Source organism: Flavobacterium pasteuri (assembly GCF_048286615.1).
In the GTDB taxonomy this organism is placed as follows: Bacteria; Bacteroidota; Bacteroidia; order Flavobacteriales; family Flavobacteriaceae; genus Flavobacterium.
In genome coordinates, this window is the sequence record NZ_JBLVPN010000004.1 from 283,911 (window position 1) to 304,179 (window position 20,269).

General features: G+C 33.1%; 21 protein-coding genes. 12 read left to right on the forward strand and 9 right to left on the reverse strand.

From position 1 onward, the window contains the following. Window positions 1-249: 249 nt before the first annotated feature. Entirely contained in the window at window positions 250-2,028 is a 1,779-nt protein-coding gene (gene argS, locus ACNQF6_RS08305) for an arginine--tRNA ligase (protein ID WP_417965039.1), read from the forward strand. A gap of 273 nt (window positions 2,029-2,301) precedes the next feature. Here argS and ACNQF6_RS08310 read toward each other — a convergent pair whose 3' ends face one another. Further along, a complete protein-coding gene (locus tag ACNQF6_RS08310) occupies window positions 2,302-3,204 on the reverse strand; it encodes a DUF6607 family protein (RefSeq protein ID WP_417964928.1) in 903 nt (300 codons plus the stop codon). Between the two features lie 115 nt (window positions 3,205-3,319). Between ACNQF6_RS08310 and ACNQF6_RS08315 the strand changes: the two genes are divergently transcribed. From ACNQF6_RS08315 to ACNQF6_RS08355, 9 genes are all read left to right on the forward strand, one after another. After that, the gene (locus ACNQF6_RS08315) at window positions 3,320-5,431 is read left to right on the forward strand and encodes a TonB-dependent receptor plug domain-containing protein (RefSeq protein WP_417964929.1); all 2,112 of its coding nucleotides are present in this window, start codon (window positions 3,320-3,322) and stop codon (window positions 5,429-5,431) included. Window positions 5,432-5,447: 16 nt separating this feature from the next. Further along, entirely contained in the window at window positions 5,448-6,536 is a 1,089-nt protein-coding gene (locus ACNQF6_RS08320; RefSeq protein WP_417964931.1) for an HmuY family protein, read from the forward strand. A gap of 171 nt (window positions 6,537-6,707) precedes the next feature. Continuing rightward, window positions 6,708-8,057, forward strand: coding sequence for a signal recognition particle protein (gene ffh, locus ACNQF6_RS08325; protein WP_282711548.1), 1,350 nt, complete (start codon window positions 6,708-6,710; stop codon window positions 8,055-8,057). A 77-nt stretch (window positions 8,058-8,134) separates the two neighbouring features. Beyond that, a complete protein-coding gene (locus ACNQF6_RS08330; protein WP_417964934.1) occupies window positions 8,135-9,016 on the forward strand; it encodes a bifunctional 5,10-methylenetetrahydrofolate dehydrogenase/5,10-methenyltetrahydrofolate cyclohydrolase in 882 nt (293 codons plus the stop codon). Between the two features lie 223 nt (window positions 9,017-9,239). Continuing rightward, window positions 9,240-10,166: a magnesium transporter CorA family protein gene (locus tag ACNQF6_RS08335; RefSeq protein ID WP_417964936.1), complete on the forward strand. Its 927-nt coding sequence runs from the start codon at window positions 9,240-9,242 to the stop codon at window positions 10,164-10,166. Window positions 10,167-10,251: 85 nt separating this feature from the next. After that, window positions 10,252-10,383: a hypothetical protein gene (locus ACNQF6_RS08340; protein ID WP_417964938.1), complete on the forward strand. Its 132-nt coding sequence runs from the start codon at window positions 10,252-10,254 to the stop codon at window positions 10,381-10,383. A gap of 158 nt (window positions 10,384-10,541) precedes the next feature. Then, the gene (locus ACNQF6_RS08345) at window positions 10,542-11,156 is read left to right on the forward strand and encodes a hypothetical protein (protein WP_417964939.1); all 615 of its coding nucleotides are present in this window, start codon (window positions 10,542-10,544) and stop codon (window positions 11,154-11,156) included. Window positions 11,157-11,158: 2 nt separating this feature from the next. Further along, window positions 11,159-11,452 (forward strand): winged helix-turn-helix domain-containing protein, encoded by a 294-nt coding sequence (locus tag ACNQF6_RS08350; RefSeq protein ID WP_099713301.1) that lies wholly within the window; start codon window positions 11,159-11,161, stop codon window positions 11,450-11,452. Between the two features lie 54 nt (window positions 11,453-11,506). Then, a complete protein-coding gene (locus ACNQF6_RS08355; RefSeq protein WP_417964942.1) occupies window positions 11,507-12,892 on the forward strand; it encodes a DUF4153 domain-containing protein in 1,386 nt (461 codons plus the stop codon). Window positions 12,893-12,933: 41 nt separating this feature from the next. Here the strand turns inward: ACNQF6_RS08355 and rluF are convergent, their stop codons facing one another. The 4 genes from rluF to ACNQF6_RS08375 form a co-directional block, all read right to left on the reverse strand. After that, on the reverse strand, window positions 12,934-13,746 hold the full coding sequence (gene rluF, locus ACNQF6_RS08360) for a 23S rRNA pseudouridine(2604) synthase RluF (RefSeq protein WP_315208988.1): 813 nt from the start codon (window positions 13,744-13,746) through the stop codon (window positions 12,934-12,936). Window positions 13,747-13,842: 96 nt separating this feature from the next. After that, complete coding sequence (locus ACNQF6_RS08365) at window positions 13,843-14,637, reverse strand: alpha/beta hydrolase (protein ID WP_417964944.1); 795 nt, start codon at window positions 14,635-14,637, stop codon at window positions 13,843-13,845. A 95-nt stretch (window positions 14,638-14,732) separates the two neighbouring features. Further along, on the reverse strand, window positions 14,733-15,512 hold the full coding sequence (locus ACNQF6_RS08370) for a zinc ribbon domain-containing protein (protein ID WP_417964946.1): 780 nt from the start codon (window positions 15,510-15,512) through the stop codon (window positions 14,733-14,735). A gap of 3 nt (window positions 15,513-15,515) precedes the next feature. Then, a complete protein-coding gene (locus ACNQF6_RS08375) occupies window positions 15,516-16,613 on the reverse strand; it encodes a Nif3-like dinuclear metal center hexameric protein (protein WP_417964948.1) in 1,098 nt (365 codons plus the stop codon). 166 nt (window positions 16,614-16,779) lie between these two features. Between ACNQF6_RS08375 and lpxK the strand changes: the two genes are divergently transcribed. Then, entirely contained in the window at window positions 16,780-17,829 is a 1,050-nt protein-coding gene (lpxK, locus tag ACNQF6_RS08380; protein ID WP_417964950.1) for a tetraacyldisaccharide 4'-kinase, read from the forward strand. Further along, the gene (locus tag ACNQF6_RS08385) at window positions 17,801-18,613 is read left to right on the forward strand and encodes a purine-nucleoside phosphorylase (protein WP_417964952.1); all 813 of its coding nucleotides are present in this window, start codon (window positions 17,801-17,803) and stop codon (window positions 18,611-18,613) included. The genes lpxK and ACNQF6_RS08385 overlap by 29 nt, the downstream gene beginning before the upstream one ends. A gap of 4 nt (window positions 18,614-18,617) precedes the next feature. On the opposite strand, the gene ACNQF6_RS08390 is transcribed toward ACNQF6_RS08385, so the two are convergent. The 4 genes from ACNQF6_RS08390 to ACNQF6_RS08405 all read right to left on the reverse strand — a co-directional run bounded on the left by ACNQF6_RS08390 (window position 18,618) and on the right by ACNQF6_RS08405 (window position 20,257). Next, entirely contained in the window at window positions 18,618-18,929 is a 312-nt protein-coding gene (locus ACNQF6_RS08390; RefSeq protein ID WP_417964954.1) for a response regulator, read from the reverse strand. 232 nt (window positions 18,930-19,161) lie between these two features. Continuing rightward, entirely contained in the window at window positions 19,162-19,641 is a 480-nt protein-coding gene (locus ACNQF6_RS08395; RefSeq protein ID WP_417964956.1) for a sensor histidine kinase, read from the reverse strand. Further along, window positions 19,593-19,793: a hypothetical protein gene (locus ACNQF6_RS08400; protein WP_417964958.1), complete on the reverse strand. Its 201-nt coding sequence runs from the start codon at window positions 19,791-19,793 to the stop codon at window positions 19,593-19,595. The genes ACNQF6_RS08395 and ACNQF6_RS08400 overlap by 49 nt, the downstream gene beginning before the upstream one ends. A 251-nt stretch (window positions 19,794-20,044) precedes the next feature. Then, on the reverse strand, window positions 20,045-20,257 hold the full coding sequence (locus ACNQF6_RS08405; protein ID WP_417964960.1) for a hypothetical protein: 213 nt from the start codon (window positions 20,255-20,257) through the stop codon (window positions 20,045-20,047). Window positions 20,258-20,269 lie beyond the last annotated feature (12 nt).

A 20,269-nucleotide genomic window follows, 5' to 3' on the forward strand; every position in this document is an offset into this window, starting at 1 on the left:
TGTACAATACTATGTTAAACATAATACCTTTTTTAATAATATTTAACATTTTTTAACAAATACGAAATTGTAAAATTTACTTAATAGACCTCTAAAGATGGATTTTGTTACATCAATTTTTGAAAAAAATATGAATATCTAACTCAAACTCTATTAAAAGCCTCATTTTTAGGTGCAAATTATCTTGTTTTCCAATTTTCAAATTACTGCAATATGACTATCTTTGCACCCTTAAAACCAATACACGAAATGACATTACCACAAATTCTTACGCCCTCTATTGAAAAAGCTGTAAAAGTTTTATTCGACGTTACGATTGATAAAGTTGAATTTCAAACTACACGGAAGGAATTTGAAGGAGATATTACAATGGTTATTTTCCCCTTGTTGAAAGTTGTTAAAAGTAATCCAGTAGAATTGGGAAATAAAATAGGGGACTATTTAGTTGAAAATTTGGCTGAGGTAAGTCGGTTTAATGTAGTTTCTGGATTTTTGAATATTGTTATTTCAGATGACTACTATTTAGATTTCTTCGGAGAAATTAAAGATGATGTTAAATTTGGTTTTGTAACACCTTCACCCGATGATAAAGCGGTAATGGTGGAATATTCTTCTCCAAATACCAATAAGCCCTTGCATTTAGGTCACGTACGTAACAACCTTTTAGGATATTCAGTGGCGGAAATTATCAAAGCTTCCGGTAAGAAAGTATATAAAACACAAATCATTAATGACAGAGGAATCCATATTTGTAAATCGATGTTGGCTTGGCAAAAGTTCGGAAACGGACAAACGCCGGAATCAACAGGTTTAAAAGGAGATAAATTAGTTGGAAATTATTACGTTGCTTTTGATAAAGCGTATAAAGAAGAAATAGCGCAATTAATGAGCGCGGGTAAAACAGAAGAAGAAGCCAAAAAACAAGCGCCAATTATTCTAGAAGCACAGGAAATGTTGCTGAAATGGGAAGCTGGAGATGATGCCGTAATCACGCTTTGGAAAACCATGAATCAATGGGTTTATGATGGTTTTGCTACAACTTATAAAAATTTAGGAGTTAATTTCGATTGCTTTTATTACGAAAGTAATACCTATTTATTGGGGAAAGATGTCGTTCAGATAGGATTGGACAGAGGCGTTTTCGAAAAAGACCCTGATGGTTCGGTTTGGATTGATTTAACGGATGAAGGTTTGGACCGTAAAATTGTATTGCGTTCAGATGGTACTGCGGTTTACATGACGCAAGATATTGGAACTGCAATTCAGCGTGTGAAAGATTATCCAGATGTAGGCGGAATGGTTTATACGGTAGGAAATGAACAGGATTATCACTTTAAAGTGTTGTTCCTTATCTTAAAAAAATTAGGTTTTGACTGGTCTAAAAATCTATTTCATTTGTCTTACGGAATGGTGGATTTACCTTCCGGAAAAATGAAAAGTCGTGAAGGAACGGTTGTAGATGCCGATGATTTGATGCAGGAAATGACCGATACCGCACAAAAAATTGCCGAAGATTTAGGGAAATTAGACTCTTATTCTCCTGATGAGAAAGCAAAATTATACAACACGATTGGTTTAGGGGCTTTAAAATATTATATTTTAAAAGTTGATCCAAAAAAACGAATTCTCTTCAATCCGGAAGAATCGGTTGATTTTGCTGGAAATACGGGACCTTTTATTCAATATACGTATGCCAGAATTCAATCTATAATTCGAAAAGCTAATTTTGATTTTTCGAATAAGTCAAAAATGACTCAACTTCATGAAAAAGAGAAAGAACTTGTAAAACAACTAGAGTTGTTTCCTGAAGTTATTCAAAATGCAGCACAGCATCACAGTCCAGCTTTGCTTGCAAATTTCACGTATGATTTAGTTCGAGAATATAATTCATTCTATCAAGCGGTTCCTATTCTTGGAGAAGAAGATTTAGAGAAGAAAATTTTCAGAGTTCAGTTATCTAAAAAAGTTGCTGATACTATTGCAGCTTCATTTAAATTGTTGGGAATAAACGTTCCAGAAAGAATGTAAAATTAAAAAGAGCCGGTAGTCCATTAACTATCGGCTCTTTTTTTTGAATAAATAACAAAATTTTATTGGTCTCAAGTTTAGTTTATAACTATGCACTTTTAGTGCTTTTCCCTTTTAGGTTTTAAAAATTTTACCACGAATTCCACAAATTTTCACAAATTAATTCGTGAAAATCTGTGTAAATCTGTGTAATTCGTGGCAAAAAATAAGTTTTGCAACCGTGCAGACTTTAAGTCTGCCAACCAAATCTATGGACTTTCAGACCATAGTGGTTTATTTAACAAATTTATCAATGATGGCGTCACTACTGGCTTTTTCGGCGTCTGGTTTTAAATTGAATAAATGCGAAAAGAGAGCTTTATTTTCTACTTTATTTTCTAAAGTTATGTCTTTTTTTCGATCAAAAACTGTTTGCCATTTGTTTCTAACATTTTTCCAAACGGCATTATTTGCTGTCCACCATTTTTGCGCGGCAATACATTTAGAGTCAGCCACTTTTGTATACGTATCGTAGCCTTTTTCTTGGGCTAATAGGACATCTTTTCCAGCAGCATCTCTAATAATTTTATCGTTGTCTTGCTCGTGCAACCAGCCGTAAGAAGTTATTTCATGTATGTTTCTTCTTTTTAGAACATTATAATCATCTCTTTTCGTGTGTTCTCTTCGGGGTAATGGAGCATCCGTAGTGTTTTGCCAATAAGTTTTGCCATTTGCACGAACCCAAGAAGCGGTTCCTTCATATCTAGGACTGTCATCAACCTGAAATACTTTTTGTGTCCATTGTCCTTTTACGTCTTTTTTAGAGAGTTTGCTAAACGTCCAGGTATTGTCTTTAAAAAAAGTATAAAGTTCCGTATTTTCATACAACCAGTCCTGTCTCCAGTGCTTGATAATCATTTGGTCATTTACAATCAATAGATGCTGTAATACTATTTTGTTTGGTGTGTCTTCCACTAATTCAATCCATTCTAAAGCGCTTTCATGTTTTGTTTTTGAAGGTTTGTAAGTTGCTGAATCTTTGGCATATTGAAAAGTTTCGGCAAAATTAAATTTCACTTCATAACAACCGCACATTGCTTTGATGGAATTAATGTCTTGTTGTTGATGCAAATCTTGGCTTTTACCAGTTAAGTGTGTTAATAATGCAATTGAAAAAAGGAATGCTTTGATTCTCATAAGATTAGTTTTTAATGAATATTTATTTTGGACAAAAATACTATATTTATTTAGAATAAATAAAAATAAGATATATATTTGTCGAAAATTATTAAGAATGTTTCTAAATAAATCAATGAGAACTACAATCATTCTAGCAATAGCAGTCTTTATTTCTAATGTTTCTTTTGCCCAAAAAAGAGATACTATTGTTGCAAATAAACTTTCTGAGGTTGTTGTTACAGGGCAGTTTAAACCACAATCCATAAAGAAATCGGTCTTTAATGTAAGAATAATTTCGAGTCAAGATATTCAGAATTTGGCAGCGAATAATTTATCGGACGTCTTGAATCAGTATTTAAATATAACCGTTAAACCAAACGGAAACGATGGTCGATCTACCGTTTCAATGTTTGGATTAGATGCTCAGTATTTTAAAATATTAGTAGACAATATCCCTTTGGTTAATGAATCAGGTTTGGGGAATAATACGGATTTGTCACAAATTAATTTGAATGATATTGAGCAAATCGAAATTATTGAAGGTTCGATGGGGGTTACTCATGGTGCAAACGCAGTAAGCGGTGTTTTGAATATCATTACTAAAACATCTTCAAAATATAAATGGGGGATTTCGGCAACACTTCAAGAGGAAACTGTTGGTGATGAATATTCGCTATTTGATAAAGGGCGTCACATTCAAGCTTTGAAGGTTTCTCATACTTTTAATAAAAATTGGTTTGTGTCTATTGGAGCAAATCGTAATGATTTTCAAGGTTATTTAGACAATAAAAAAGGAAAGGATTACAATGAAAATAATGGTTTACGTGGCTATACTTGGTTGCCAAAAGAACAATTAAACACAACGGGATTGGTGTCTTATAAAAAATACGATTTCAGTTTTTTTTATAAATTCGAATATCTAGACGAAGATGTAGATTATTATAACCGTGCCGTTCAATCTGGCTATAACACTACTTTGGGGTCGTACCGATATGCAAATGACAAGCAATATTTAACTAATAGATATTTTCATCATTTAAATTCTGCAGGAAAATTGCTGTCGCAACTCAATTATAATGTTTCTGTTTCGCATCAAAAGCAGAAAAGGAATGTTGAAGATTTCAGATATTATTTGAGTACCCAAAATGAAAGTAATAACATCAAAATTAAAGACCAATCGATGGAAGTACTTTATTCTACGGGAACGTTGAGTAATTTTTTTCCTGACAGCAAAGTTGACTTACAATTAGGGTATGAATTTGTGAATAATCTTGGTTTTTCATTGGTTCAAGAAGCCAACACTATTTTTGTTCCCATCACAAAACGCATTGAGAATTATGATTTTTTTGTTTCCACAGAGATCAAAGCCACTGAACGATTTTCGATACGAACAGGGATTCGATTTTCAGATCAATCCATGTTCAAAAATCAATATGCTTCTTCTTTGGGACTTCGTTATCTCTTTGATAAAGGTGTCGAATTCCGTGGTTCTTTAGGGAAATCTTTTAGAACGCCCACTTTTCAAGAGTTGTATTCTAAGTTGATTTTTGATGGACACTTTTTTGTAGGGAATCAAAACCTTATTCCAGAAACCAGTACTTCGTATGAAATGAGTATAAAAAAACAAACTCTTTGTGCTTCTGGGGTGCAATTTTCGAATATGTTAACGGGGAGTTTATTAGATGTAAATGATAGAATAGATATGGCGCTTATTGGTTTTAATAAAGATACCGGAAGTCCAGAATACCAATACATTAATATCAGTAAGTATAAGATGTGGAATGTTTCTTCGGTTAATCAATTCAAGAAAAATAATTTGACTGTCAATTTAGGAGCTTCAATAATAGGAGTTTCACAAAAAATTGAAAATCAGATTTTCACTTCGGATGATAAATTTCTGTATTCTTTTAATTTGAATAGTAGTGTTTCGTATGTTATTCCAAGATGGGAAACCATTTTTTCGGCTTATTACAAATACAATGGAAAATCACAACAATTTATAGAAACGACATCAGCGTATGTTATTTCAGAAGTTGATGCTAGCAATTGGTTAGATGTTTCTGTCAGGAAAAATTTCTTCAATGATAAACTCGAAGCCACAATTGGCGCAAGAAACTTATTTGATATAAAAAATGTCAATCAAACAAGAACTAATGAAGGCGCTAGTCACGCAAGCTCTACTGAAGTATTGCTGGCTTATGGGCGTTCTTATTTCGTAAAATTAACATATAACCTCAATCTTTAATTTAAAATCAATTACAATGAAAAAAGCATTTTTATTTTTGTCTTTTACACTTTTTACACTTGCATCATGTTCAAATGATGATAATAATACCCCTGTTGAGATTCCTTCTGTTGGGGCAGTTTTACAGCCATCAGTTGGTGGAGCAAACCAACCTAATCAAGTGTATCTAGATTTAAGCACAGGGAAATCAGAGTCGGTCAACAGAGCATCTTGGGATTTTGGATTTTCTACTGGTTCAGATTTTAGGGTAGTAATCAATGGGTCTCTAAAAATGGCAGTAAAGAAATTAGCAACTTCGGATATTACTTTGGTTCAAACGAGTGATGCTACCGTTGCAGTTGGTGGCGGGACAAATATAGCAAGCAACGGATATGTTGATAATCCAAAAGGAGTTCTAGCAGGTACTGGAGCAGGAATCGGAACTGCAATTGCCGAGGTTTCGGCTATAGATGCGGACAATAAAGTTTATTTAGTAAATCTTGGGTTTGCTGTTTCTACAACTACGCCAAATGTAGGCTCGGTTAGTGTTGATGGAGATGCTAGAGGTTGGAAAAAAGTAAGGATTTTAAGAAGCGGAAGCGGATACAAAATTCAATATGCAGATTTGGCATCTGCAACATTTACAGAAAGAACGATCACTAAAGATGCTGAATTCAATTTTTCGTTTTTTAGTTTAGCAACTGGGAACACCGTTTCAGTAGAGCCTCAAAAAGCAAAATGGGACCTGAATTTCACCGCTTTTACAAATTATTTAGCAACTGGGTCAGGTGAAGTAACTTATGGATTTTCCGATTTTATTATCTCTAATATGAAAGGTGGAACGCAAGTATATCAAGTTTTGGTTGCAGATGGAGGGTCTTATGCAGACTTCACAAAGGCAAAAGTTGTTGAGTCTAATTTTTTAGTTTCGGCTACGGATCAAAGAATTATTGGTGCTAGCTGGAGAGCTGGTGGCGGACCTGGTACTTTGCCAAGTATTAAAACAGATCGTTTTTATGTAGTGAAAGATGCTGCTGGAAATTATTATAAAATAAAATTCCTTGCCATGACAAATGATGCAGGTGTCAGAGGATATCCAACTCTTGAATATGCTATTGTAAAATAAGAAAGTAAGTTTTATAATTAGTTAGTTTTTTTTTGGCAAAAGGAGGTTAGAATCATCTAGCCTCTTTTGTTATTTTTAAATTTATTTTAAAACAATTGTTTTTTATTTTCTAATACTATTTCAACTTCAATATCAAATCATTAAATTTGCATCTCAAAATAAATCAATACTATGTTCGATAATTTAAGCGATAAACTAGATAAAGCCTTTCATATACTTAAAGGTCACGGAAAAATCACCGAAGTAAATGTAGCCGAAACGCTAAAAGAAGTACGTAGAGCCTTGCTTGACGCCGATGTCAATTTTAAAATTGCCAAAGATTTTACCACCAAAGTAAAAGAAAAAGCAATAGGTCAGGATGTATTGACTACCCTTCAACCAGGACAATTATTGGTGAAGTTAGTGAAAGATGAATTGACAGAATTAATGGGTGGTGATGTTGCCGGAATCAATCTTTCTGGAAATCCATCAATTATTTTAATGTCAGGTTTGCAGGGTTCAGGAAAAACTACTTTCTCAGGAAAACTGGCAAATTATCTTTTAACAAAAAAGAATAAAAAACCATTATTAGTAGCCTGTGATATTTACCGTCCAGCGGCGATTCAACAATTATATGTTGTTGGAGATTCGATAGGAGTTGAGGTTTATTCAGAGCCAGAAAATAAAAATCCGGTAGAAATTGCTCAAAATGCAATCAAACACGCTAAAGCAAATGGATTCAATGTAGTGATTGTTGATACGGCGGGTCGTTTAGCAGTAGATGAGGAAATGATGAACGAAATTGAACGCGTTCATAAAGCGATTCAACCTAATGAGACCTTGTTTGTTGTGGATGCAATGACAGGTCAAGATGCTGTAAATACGGCAAAAGCCTTCAATGAAAGATTAAATTTTGATGGTGTTATTTTAACCAAATTAGATGGAGATACTCGTGGTGGAGCTGCAATTTCGATAAAATCGGTTGTTAATAAACCAATCAAGTTCGTAGGTACAGGAGAAAAGATGGATGCCATTGATGTGTTCTATCCAATTCGTATGGCCGAAAGAATTTTAGGGATGGGAGATGTTGTTTCTTTGGTAGAAAGAGCTCAAGAGCAGTTTGACGAAGAAGAAGCACGAAAAATCCAAAAGAAAATTGCCAAAAACGAATTCGGTTTTGATGATTTCCTTTCTCAAATTCAGCAAGTAAAGAAGATGGGTAATATGAAAGATTTGGTTGGGATGATACCAGGTGCTTCAAAAGCCATGAAAGATGTTGAGATTGAAGACGATGCTTTCAAACATATCGAAGCAATTATTCACTCGATGACTCCAATTGAAAGAAGCAAGCCGGCTTTAATTGACGTAAAAAGAAAAGCTAGAATTGCTAAAGGTTCGGGAACCAAAATCGAGCAAGTCAATCAATTGATGAAGCAGTTTGACCAAATGAGCAAGATGATGAAAATGATGCAGGGTCCAGGAGGAAAAAACCTAATGAAAATGATGGGCGGAATGAAAGGCGGAATGCCAGGAATGAAATAAAATGAGTCAAAAGTCGAAAGTCTTAAAGTTGTAATGGCTTTAAGACTTTCTGCTTTAATACATTAAACTAAATAACAATGCAACTACTAGACGGAAAAAAAACAGCAGAAGATATTAAGAGTGAAATCGCTGCAGAAGTACAAAAAATGAAAGACAATGGGGATAAAGTACCTCATTTAGCAGCCGTTATTGTTGGTACTAATGGAGCCAGCTTAACTTATGTTGGGAGTAAAGTGCGGTCTTGTCAACAAATTGGTTTTGAATCTACTTTAGTGGCATTGCCAGAAACGATTACTGAAACAGAGTTGCTTTCAAAAATCAAAGAACTAAATGAAGATAGTGATTTAGATGGTTATATCGTTCAATTGCCGTTGCCTAAACACATTGACGAGCAGAAAATTCTTATGGCTATTGATCCTGATAAAGATGTGGATGGATTTCATCCTGCCAATTTCGGAAAAATGGCTTTGGAAATGGAAACCTTTTTGCCCGCAACTCCTTATGGAATAATGGAATTGTTAGAGCGTTACAAAGTAGAAACTGCTGGAAAACATACCGTAGTTATTGGACGAAGTCATATTGTGGGTCGTCCTATGAGTATTTTGATGAGTCGCAAAGGATATCCGGGTGATTCAACGGTAACACTTACGCATAGTAGAACCAAAAATATTGAAGAATACACTAAAAATGCTGATATTATTATCACCGCTCTTGGTGTTCCGAATTATTTGAAAGCCGATATGGTAAAAGAGGGAGTGGTAGTAATTGACGTTGGTATTACCAGAGTAGAAGATGCCTCACACCCAAAAGGATATGTAATCACCGGTGATGTTGATTTTGAGCAGGTGAGTAAAAAATCATCGTTTATTACTCCTGTTCCAGGTGGAGTAGGACCTATGACCATTGCGATGTTGTTGAAAAATACGCTTTTGGCAAGGGAAATGAAAAGAAATAAATAAAGAGAAAAATTGTTTTGATTTAAAGCCTTAAACATACATTTAAGGCTTTTTTTTATCTTAAAAAACGCATAAAATTCTGATAATTGATTCTAAAACGGAATTTAAAGAATACTTTTGCATCACTAAAAAAATGGTAATGGACGATTATTATTCGGAAATGTTGAACTAATGTAGCACTTGGACAATTTTCAAGAGGCTATACATAAACCTATAGAATTTTGAAATGAGAGCTTTTTACAAAAACAATAACGGATTAATTGCCACTACAGAATGGACTCCAAACTGCTGGATAAATATTGAATGTCCTACCGAAGCAGAAAAAAAATATTTACTCGAAGAATTACAAATTCCCGAAGCATTTTATAACGACATTGAAGATATTGACGAAAGACCAAGGATAGAAATTGAAAATGGTTGGACTTTGATAATCATGCGAATTCCTGTAAAGAGTAACGATGTGAAGTTGCCTTTTCATACGATTCCTGTCGGAGTTGTTTTTAAAGGAGAAGTTTGCATCACCATCAGTTTTCATAAAACGGAAATGCTTACGGATTTCGTTACATATACAAAACGCAAGAATATCAACATTAAAGACAACTTCGATTTAGTTTTGAAGTTATTGCTTTCTTCCAGTGTTTGGTTTTTGAAATACTTAAAACAAGTCAACCAAAAAATAAAATTAGCCGAGGACAATCTAGAAAAGTCAATTAAAAATGAAGAATTGCAGGCGTTGCTTCAAATAGAAAAATGTTTGGTATTCTTTATGACTTCCTTGAAGGGAAATGATATTTTGTTGCATCGCATCAAGAATATAAAATCCCAAAAAGAACATTTTGACATGGATTTGTTGGAAGATGTTGAAATTGAATTGCGTCAGGCGCAAGAAACCACTAATATTTACAGCGACATCTTGACCGGAACCATGGATGCGTATGCTTCTGTGATTTCTAATAACATGAATACGATTATGAAGCAGATGACTTCAATCTCTATAATTCTGATGATTCCAACATTGATAGCCAGTTTGTATGGAATGAATGTCCCTAATGATTTAGAAGATAACCGCTATGGAATATGGATTGTTATTTCCGTATCTGTTTTGTTATCCGCTTTTGGGGTGTTTTTATTCAAAAGAAAAAGATGGTTTTGATTTATTAACGTTTATAATCTTACTTTTTTTGGTTTTTGATTCAATTAATTTTTTATATTTTAACAAATAATTAAATACTATAAAAATGAAAATTTCAAACAGAGACGTACTAATGTTTTTCTTAGGATTTGCTACTCTTTTTATCATACTGACAATTTACGACTGGGATTTTACTATTGGTGAGATTCAAAGAGGTTGGGAAGCAGGCTCAAAATAGATTTTAAGAAAACTAAATCTTTACAATAACTTTTCCTTTAAATAGAGGGTATTTCCATTGTATAAACATACATTTTATAAAATTTATTAAAATTAAATCGATTTCTATTTTGAAATCTAAAAATAATAAATAGCTTTGTAATTCAAAGTACTTTATTTATGAGTCAAAAGCTTCAAGAAGATTTATCACATATTCGTTCCATGATGGAGCGCTCTTCAAGATTTATTTCGTTAAGTGGCCTTTCAGGAGTATTTGCCGGTTTATTTGCATTGGCGGGGTCAATTTATGCCTATCAACTTTTTAAGTATAATGGCATTGAATATTTTGATGGTAAGCAAAAAAGCTACAGTTATGATTTTATAATCGAACTGGCATTTATTGCTTTGGCAATTTTGGTTTTAGCATTAGGATCGGGTATATTTTTTACTTTGAGAAAAAGTAAAAAGTTTGATTTACCGGTTTGGACTAATACTACTAAAAAAATGTTACTGAATTTAGCGATTCCTTTATTGGTTGGAGGCGTATTTTGCATGGCACTTTTGTACCACCAGTTATTTGCTCTTATTGCTCCTGTCACTTTATTGTTTTATGGTTTAGCACTTATTAATGCGGGTAAATATACTTTTTCAGACATTAGATATTTAGGTGCATGTGAGATTATTTTAGGTTGTATTTCCCTTTTTTATCTTGGATTCGGACTTGTTTTTTGGGCAATTGGATTTGGAATTTTGCATATCCTTTACGGAATAATTGTGTTCAAAAAATACAAATAGAAATGAGTATCATTGATAAATTAAATAAAGATTTCGAAAGTCGAGTCAGATTAGGCATTATGTCTGTTTTGATGGTTAACGATTGGATTGATTTTACTGAAATGAAATCTTTATTGAACATTACTGATGGTAATTTAGCAAGTCATTCCTCTGCATTGGAAAAATCAGGATACATAGAAGTGAAAAAGGAGTTTGTTGGTAAAAAACCAAAAACTTCGTATCGTGTTACTAATATGGGGAGAGCAGCTTTTGTTTCCCACTTGAATAGTCTTGAAAAATTAATCAAATCTAAATAACGCTTTTTTTTAACTAAATACTTTGAAAAGCAAAGTACTTTTAAATTTTTTATTATGAAAAAAATACACTTTATTTTAGCCAGCAGTTTGGTTTTTACACTGCTTTTTTACAACGAAGATTTGGGTCTTAATTGGGCCATTTTCGGGATGATGCAAACCGCCTTAATATGTTATTTCTTCCAAGAGAAATTTACCAGTAGGTTGCATTTGGTTTTAGTGGTTACATCGGTTCTGTCTTGTTTTGCGTTTGCCTGGTACGGAGATTTTCCATCATTTTTTGCCATGGCTTTGTCGATTATATTTTTACAATTTAAAACCCAGGAACCAAAACTTAAATTGTTGCAGGCTCTTCCTTTGGTGTTTATCAACGGAATCGCTTCGTTAGGGCGCATATTTATGTTCAGTCAATATCTCCCTAAACGAAAAGTCAATAACGGTTTTGTTAAAAAACTGATTGCTTATTTTGTTATTCCATTCCTATTTCTTGGATTGTTTTTAATTGTATATTCTTTTGGAAGTGATTATTTTTCTTCTTTGTTTACCGGTTATTATTTAGATATTGATGCTTGGCAAGCATTTGTACTTACCGCTTTAGGATTTTTTATTTCGTTCACTTTCTGGAATTATTGGATTCCTGAGGTTTGCTATGAAAAGAATGATTTATTGGACAATGATTTTAAGGAAGAAGCCAAAACGCAAAATCAAAATTCATTTTCATTTCTGGATATTGATTTTGAAAGAAGAAGTGGCGAGATTACTTTGTTTCTTTTAAATGTGCTTCTTTTGGTTTTCATTGCTACTTATAATTATGAGCAATTTTTTGAAGTGGTCAAAAAATCTAACTTAAGTTCTGATACACACGAAAGAGTAACTGCCGTTATTTTTTCAATCATAATGGCAGTTGGTGTTATTTTATTCTATTTTAAAGGAGGGTTTAATTTTGATGAAAAAGCTAAAAATCTTAAAAAATTAGCTAAGATTTGGATTCATTTAAATGGAATTTTAATACTATCTGCGATCATCAAAAACTCAGAATATGTTTCGTTTTTCGGATTGACTTATAAAAGGTTAGGTGTTTATGCTTTCTTGATTCTTGCTCTAATTGGATTGGTTATTTCTTTTATAAAAATCACCAAGCAAAAAACAAATACTTTTCTTTTCAATCAAATGATTTGGTATTTCTACGGAACAATACTACTATGCAGTTTTGTGAATTGGGGAAATCTGATTACTAATTATAATATTTCTGTAAATAAAGGAGTTGAATCTACCTTTTTATCCGGATTAAATTTCAATGATGAAGTGCGTAGAGACTATTTTTCACAAAATAAATTAGAAGGACAGTACATTGAAATTTCAAGAGAGAAGGACATCAGTCGATTACAATCAAGGACCTTTTTATCAAAAGCTTTGTATTATGAATTTTTACCGAGTAAATAAAAGCAAAATCCCATTCATTTTGTAATGGGATTTTTGTATTTTTAATAATCCCCTCGTCCTTTAAATCTTGGATCATCTCTCTTTATGAATTCAGTTCTTCTTTTTGGTGCTTCTGTTTTAGGTAAACTCGCTTCTTCTGTTTTGCTTGAAGGTTCAATCAACTCGTTTAATTCTTTGATTTCAGCATCGGTCAAATCACGGTAACGTCCCACAGGAACATCAAGTGAAATATTGATAATTCGGATGCGTTTTAGAGCCGTAACATCATATCCTAAATATTCGGTCATTCTACGAATTTGACGGTTTAAACCTTGTGTTAAGATAATTTTGAAAGTGAATTTACTAATTTGTTCCACTTTACATTTTCTGGTAACGGTGTCCAAAATAGGAACTCCATTTCCCATTCTTTCGATAAAACGATCGGTGATGGGTTTGTTTACAGTTACCGTATATTCTTTTTCGTGATTGTTTCTCGCGCGTAATATTTTATTAACGATATCACCGTCATTAGTCATGAAAATTAAGCCTTCACTGGCTTTGTCCAATCGTCCTATAGGAAAAATACGTTTCGGATAATTGATGTAATCTACAATATTATTGCGAACATCAAGGTTTGTGGTGCACTCGATTCCTACAGGTTTATAGAAAGCAAGATAAACGGGTTTCTCATTTTTCTCACGGATTAGTTTACCGTCTATACGCACTTCGTCATTCGGTGAAACTTTTGTGCCTAATTCCGGAACGACTCCATTGATGGTTACTCGACCTTCTTCAATGATTTTATCAGCTTCGCGACGGGAGCAATACCCAGTTTCTCCTATGAATTTATTGAGGCGTTTTAAATTTTCTTCCATACTGCAAAAGTAGTACTAAATTGTTTAATCGTTTATGTGGTAAATTGTTTATTTAAAAAAACAGGAAATCTGTAAAAAATTTCGCAGATGTTTTATTTAGTTATCCGATTCAAATAAAAAATCAGATACTTTTTGATACAAATCGGCGTCATGCATGCTGTGCCCTAAACCTTTGGTTTCAATAAAAACTGCATTTTCCCATGCTTCGGCAATTTTTTTTCCTTCTTCGAATAAAACTACCGTGTCGTCAACATCATGTGCGATTAGTCCTTTAATGTTCAGTTTTGAGGCAAATAATTTCCCTGAAAATTGTTCTAATTTGAGTTTAAAATGATTTAAATAATGATCTTCTAAGGATTTTGAAATTTTAGCATTTAAACTCAACAAGGTAATGTAATTGTTCAATATAATATTAAAATCACTTGGAGATCCTAGAATCACCATTTTTTTTAGGGAGTCATTTTGATAAACAGATTGGTAATACAAACAGGTTTTTCCACCAATAGAATGCCCTATTAAGTATTTAGGCTTGAATTTTTCGACAGCGATATGAATAAATTCTGCATACTTAGGAATGCTAAATTCTTTCCCGCTAGACAATCCATGTGCAGGTCCGTCAATGGCAATAATAGTGCTTCCTGATTTTTTTAAATACGGGAGTATCTTTTCCCAGCGAGATGCGTTACTTTCCCAACCATGAACCAAAAGAATAATGGTGTCATTTCCTTTCCAGGTATAAGTGTGAAAGGAATGTTCTTCATTTTGAAACGTTTCAGATTGTGCTTCTTGAAGAATTCCAGGGAGACAGGTTTTGGATAATTTACCTTCTCGAGGTTCACTAAAAAAAGCATACGCCAGTTGTGAAGCTTTTTTTGGAAATATTAAACTCAAAAGGTTAATGTATAGTCCAATGGATTTAGTGAATATAAAAAATACTGTTTTTTTCATAAAAAAAAGTCCCGATGTTTATCGGGACTTGAATGTAATTAGAATTTAGAAAACAACTGTTCCATTTTCTCTTTTTCTTCGTCAGCTAATACACTGTCGACTAATATTCTTCCTGAATGTTCATCAGTGATAATTTTCTTTCTTGAAGCGATTTCCACTTGTGTTTGCGGTGGAATTGTAAAGAATGAACCTGCGGATGCACCTCTTTCAATAGAGACTACTGCTAAACCATTACGAACGCTACTTCTAATTCTTGTGTAAGCTTTCAATAATCTTTCTTCGATTAATCCTTGGTATTCAGCTGATTTCTCAGATAGGAATGCTTCTTCTTTAGCGGTTTCAGCCATGATAGCATCTAACTCAGATTTTTTATGCTTCAAGTGATTTGATTTTGCTTCTAATCTTTCTTTAGAGCTTGAAATTATTTCTTTCTTGTGTTCGATAGAAGCTTTCATTTCTTTAATTTGTTTTTCAGACAATTGAATTTCTAATTCTTGAAATTCTACCTCTTTTGTCAACGAATTAAATTCTCTGTTGTTACGAACCGTTTCTTGTTGCTTCGTATATTTTTTGATAGCCTCCTTGTGCTCCTCAATTGCATTCTTTTTTGATTTGATTAGATCCTCGACAACTTCAAGCTCCCCTTTCAATTTTTCTGAACGTGTGCTTAATCCAGCCACTTCATCTTCTAAATCCTCCACTTCTAAAGGAAGTTCTCCTCTTACGTTTCTGATTTCGTCAATTCTAGAGTCAATAAGTTGTAAATCGTAAATTGCTCTTAACTTGTCCTCAACACTTAATTCTTTCGTATTCGCCATATTCTATAAGTACTTAACTGGATTTGAATTTTCTTCTGATAAAATAACTGCAAAATTAAGGATTTTTTTCCGAAGATACTCAACAATATAATTTTTTGTATAGCGTTCGCTTTCAAAATGCCCAATATCGGCTAAAAGCAACTTATTTTCGGCTTCATAAAACTGATGATATTTTAAATCAGCGGTCAAATACGCATCAGCTCCAGCTTGAATGGCATTTTTTATTGCAAAACTTCCTGCTCCGCCAAGAACGGCTACTTTTTTTATTTCTTTTCCTGTGAAGTTAGAATGTCGAATCCCGCCACATTCCATTTTTTCTTTTGCAAAAAGCAGAAACTCTTTTTCACTCATGGAATTTTTCAATTCGCCAATCATTCCCAAACCAATATTTTGATGTTGATTTTGCAACTCATAAACCTCATACGCTACTTCTTCGTATATGTGGCTTTTGAATAATGCTTTCAGGATTTTGTTTTCCAAATGTTTTTCGAAAGTGACTTCGATTTTGATTTCGTCACACTGTACAAACTCAAATCGCTCACCAACTTGTGGATTGCTGTGTTCGTTTCCCAAGTAGGATCCAATTCCTTTCGAATTGAAACTGCAATTATCATAATTTCCAATCGTTCCTGCTCCGGCATCAAATAATGCATTTCGCACCTCTTCTGCATTTTCAGGAATTGTATATGTTACTAATTTTCGTATGAAATTTTCCTTCGGAATCAGAATTTTAGTATTTATCAGTCCTAATGCGTCACTGAATATTTTATTCACGCCTTCTTGATGATTGTCTAAAGCGGTGTGAACAGCATAAATGGCAATATCATTTTTTATGGCTTTAATTACAGCTCGCTCCACATAATTTTTTCCTGTTATTTTTTTTAAACCAGAAAACAATATGGGATGAAAACAAACAACCATATTGCATTTTTTTACAATCGCTTCTTCAATTATATTTTCTAAAGCATCATGGCAAACCAAAATTCCAGTTGCTTCTGATTCTTGGTCTCCAACCAATAATCCCACATTGTCAAAATCTTCAGCATAGGCGAGTGGTGCCATTTCTTCAAGTACGGAAATTATTTCTTTGATTTTACTCATCGTTTAGTTTTTTTGATATTCGTGACCCGAGCTTAAAAAGCGAACGGATGCAATAATCTTTGATTTCATAACATCAGATTCTTGATTGTTTAATTCTGGATTTTCGTATAAACAAATTAACGAATAAACAAATCAACTTTAAAATAAAATATTCTACTTTCGTATAATGAATTTACTGCGAAAATTACTGTTTCCGTTTGCCATCTTATATGGTCTGATAACGAGTATTCGGAATTTTCTTTTCGATAAAGGGATTTTAAAATCTTACTCTTTTGATTTACCCATTATTGCTGTTGGTAACCTTAGTGTTGGCGGAACTGGAAAGACTCCACAAATTGAATATTTGATTCGGTTGCTTTCGGATAAATATAAGGTTGCCACGTTAAGCCGCGGCTATAAAAGACAATCTACAGGTTTTATTTTGGCGCAAGCCAGTTCAAATGCAAAAATTATTGGGGACGAACCTTTTCAGTTTTTTCAAAAATTTCCAAATATTCAAGTTGCAGTTGATGCCGACAGGAAAAATGGAATAGAACAATTGCTTTCACAACATGAAAAACCAGAAGTGATTCTGCTTGATGATGCTTTTCAACATCGAAAAGTAAAAGCAGGTTTTTATATTCTACTCACTTCTTACGGTGATTTGTATTCGGATGATTTTATGTTGCCAACCGGAAATTTACGAGAAAGCCGAAGCGGAGCAAAAAGAGCGAACGTGATTATTGTAACCAAATGTCCTCTTAATCTATCGCCTGAAGAACAGAATATGATTAAAAAGAGGTTAAAAGTTACTGAAGAGCAGGAATTGTACTTTACTTTTATAGCATACGAAGAATTTATTTATGGGGAAAACCAAAAGATGAATGTAAATGAAATTAAATCGGCGGCTAAACTACTGATAGCAGGAATTGCAAAACCGGAACCATTTTTTACCTATTTGCAAGATACTAATGATGTCTGTTTGTCTTTTCCGGATCATCATAATTTTACTGATAAAGACATTTTAGAAATTAAAAATTTAGCTCAAAACAATATTATTATCACTACCGAAAAAGATTATGTACGATTAAAAGGAAGTTTGCCAAGCGAACAACTTTTTTATTTACCAATACAAAGTTCTTTCGTTTCGGGTCCCGATTCCGAAGTGTCGGAACGGGGAGAAAATTTTAATAAAACAATTATAGATTATGTGGGAACAAGTACAAGAAACGGTTAGTCAGATTAAAGGAAAAATCAATTTTGCACCAGAGTATGGCGTGATTTTAGGTTCAGGATTAGGGAGTTTTACAGATGAAATGAAAGTAGAGTATACGTTGCCGTACCATGAAATTCTAAACTTTCCTGTTTCGACAGTGCAAGGCCATAAAGGGGCATTGGTTTTTGGAACAATAGGAGATAAAAAAGTGGTTGCAATGCAAGGACGATTTCATTTCTACGAAGGATATTCAATGACTGAAGTTACTTTTCCAGTGCGAGTGATGAAGTTTTTAGGAGTGGAAAAATTAATAGTTTCAAATGCTTCCGGCGGTGTAAATCCAGGGTATAAAGTGGGCTCTATTGTTCTGATTACAGATCATATCAATATGACACCGGAACATCCTTTACGTGGAAAAAATGATGAACGTTTTGGACCTCGTTTTGTAAATATGAGCGAACCGTATTCGAGAAAAATGATTGCTAAAGCTACTGAACTGGCTAAAGATTTGAACATCGAGGTTCATGAAGGAATTTATCTGGGTTTACAAGGACCCACTTTTGAAACCTTAGCTGAATATAAAATGGTAAAAATTTTGGGTGCAGATTGTGTAGGAATGTCTACTGTTCCCGAAGTAATCGTGGCACGTCATATGGATTTGGAAACATTTGGTATTTCAGTAATTACCGATATGGGAAATGAGGAAAGCATAGGAACGATTTCACATGACGAAGTATTGGAAGCAGCAAAAAATGCAGAGCCAAAAGTAAGAAGTCTTATTAAAGAATTGATTTTAAACTATTAGAAATCTAAATATATTCAGCGATTACACTGTAAAATTCCTCTGGCACAAATGGTTTAGTGATTACTTCATTCATTCCGAACGATAAAAGCATTTCGCGGTTTTCGTGTAATGAGATTGCAGTAAGAGCAATGATAGGAGTAACCTTGTCAAATGTTCGTATTGTTTCCGTTGCAATTGTTCCGTTTATGCCAGGTAAGTGAACATCCATAAGGACTAAGTCGAATGTATTAGTTTTTAATAAATCGATGGCTTCCTCACGATTATCAATTATTTCGCAGATAATTCCTTTATTATCCAGCATTTTCTTGGTAATCATTTGTTGATTTTATTATCCTCAATCAATAGTACTTTCTTGTTTATTAATTTAGTATCATCGTATTTTATCAGTGGTTTTTTCTCCATTTGAGATTTTTGTAGCTGACTTATTTAGAATTCTAAATTAAATGAAAATCAAGAGCCTTTGCCTACCACACTTTTAAGCTTGATATGTCCGCCAAGGATTTTGATTAATTTTTTACGATAGTCAGTCCTAAACCGGTTCCTTCATATTAGCGATTTACCTCTGTGGAGCCATACGAAAAACTATCAAAAACGGTTACTAATTTGTCTTCTGGTATTCCTATTCCTGTATCTGTTATTTCAAAATACAAAGTGGCTTTTTTATCCTCCAATGTTTCTAGATTGGTGATAACGGTAACATTTCCATTTTTTGTAAACTTTAGGGCATTGTTGATCAAGTTCATTATTATCTGTGATAATTTTGTGGGATCACCAATTAAATAATCGGGAATAGCAGCATCAACCTCAAGATTAAAATTATTGTTATTCACCACAGCCAATTCTTTCAAAGAATGTTTGATGTCCTCTAATAATTTTTTCAGATTAAAACTTGTGTATTCGATTTCTGACTTGTTAGAATCAATTTTATTAATTTCTAAAATTTCATTGATGAATTTTGTTAAATAGTCCCCTGAAAATTTTAAGGAAGACAAATAGTCCATTTGATTTTTCTTTGGGTCTTCTTCCATAATAAATGATTGATTAAATGATTGATATCATTGATAGTATTCAATGGAGTTCTAAGTTTATGGATTACAGTTGATAGAAATTCAGATCTCGCTTTTGATGCTTTTTCTGCTTTGTCTTTAGCAATTTCTAATTCTTTATTTTTTTCTTGCAACACTAAATTAGACTGATTTCTAATGATATTGTTTTTGTATGAGGATAGACTTAATAACGATAAAATTGAAATTAAAACAATGGAGAATATACTGATAGTTTAGAAAATTTATTGGCTTTTTCTGGCTCCTTATTTTCTTAATTGGCCAGTGCAATTTCTTTTAATTTTTCAGTTTCTTTGAACTTTTGATAATCATCTATGCCAACTTTTACATTGTTCAAAATTGTAATATTTTCTTTTAGATTTAGATACTATTTTAAATAGAAATACACGTTATTTTTATCTAATGTTTTTTCATAAACATCACTTAAGGTAAGTAAAACATTTGATTTTTGTTCTAGATTTTCGGATTTACGGTTTAATTCTATTGCTTTATTTAGGTAGTTTAAAGCTAAATTATTTCTATTTTTGCTGGCTTCAATTTTTCCTATTTGATAAGTGGTTTCTGCTTTAGTGTTTGTCAAAGCAGCATTGTC

Bases quoted from the DNA above. Each gene is read 5' to 3' on its own strand.
- ACNQF6_RS08395 (WP_417964956.1), bottom strand. From the start codon at position 19,641: ATGGAAGAAGACCCAAAGAAAAATCAAATGGACTATTTGTCTTCCTTA.
- ACNQF6_RS08310 (WP_417964928.1), bottom strand. From the start codon at position 3,204: ATGAGAATCAAAGCATTCCTTTTTTCAATTGCATTATTAACACACTTA.
- ACNQF6_RS08370 (WP_417964946.1), bottom strand. From the start codon at position 15,512: ATGGCGAATACGAAAGAATTAAGTGTTGAGGACAAGTTAAGAGCAATT.
- ACNQF6_RS08375 (WP_417964948.1), bottom strand. From the start codon at position 16,613: ATGAGTAAAATCAAAGAAATAATTTCCGTACTTGAAGAAATGGCACCA.
- ACNQF6_RS08355 (WP_417964942.1), top strand. From the start codon at position 11,507: ATGAAAAAAATACACTTTATTTTAGCCAGCAGTTTGGTTTTTACACTG.
- ACNQF6_RS08345 (WP_417964939.1), top strand. From the start codon at position 10,542: ATGAGTCAAAAGCTTCAAGAAGATTTATCACATATTCGTTCCATGATG.
- ACNQF6_RS08340 (WP_417964938.1), top strand. From the start codon at position 10,252: ATGAAAATTTCAAACAGAGACGTACTAATGTTTTTCTTAGGATTTGCT.
- argS (WP_417965039.1), top strand. From the start codon at position 250: ATGACATTACCACAAATTCTTACGCCCTCTATTGAAAAAGCTGTAAAA.
- ACNQF6_RS08385 (WP_417964952.1), top strand. From the start codon at position 17,801: ATGTGGGAACAAGTACAAGAAACGGTTAGTCAGATTAAAGGAAAAATC.
- ACNQF6_RS08315 (WP_417964929.1), top strand. From the start codon at position 3,320: ATGAGAACTACAATCATTCTAGCAATAGCAGTCTTTATTTCTAATGTT.
- ffh (WP_282711548.1), top strand. From the start codon at position 6,708: ATGTTCGATAATTTAAGCGATAAACTAGATAAAGCCTTTCATATACTT.
- ACNQF6_RS08330 (WP_417964934.1), top strand. From the start codon at position 8,135: ATGCAACTACTAGACGGAAAAAAAACAGCAGAAGATATTAAGAGTGAA.
- lpxK (WP_417964950.1), top strand. From the start codon at position 16,780: ATGAATTTACTGCGAAAATTACTGTTTCCGTTTGCCATCTTATATGGT.
- ACNQF6_RS08320 (WP_417964931.1), top strand. From the start codon at position 5,448: ATGAAAAAAGCATTTTTATTTTTGTCTTTTACACTTTTTACACTTGCA.
- ACNQF6_RS08335 (WP_417964936.1), top strand. From the start codon at position 9,240: ATGAGAGCTTTTTACAAAAACAATAACGGATTAATTGCCACTACAGAA.
- rluF (WP_315208988.1), bottom strand. From the start codon at position 13,746: ATGGAAGAAAATTTAAAACGCCTCAATAAATTCATAGGAGAAACTGGG.
- ACNQF6_RS08390 (WP_417964954.1), bottom strand. From the start codon at position 18,929: ATGATTACCAAGAAAATGCTGGATAATAAAGGAATTATCTGCGAAATA.
- ACNQF6_RS08350 (WP_099713301.1), top strand. From the start codon at position 11,159: ATGAGTATCATTGATAAATTAAATAAAGATTTCGAAAGTCGAGTCAGA.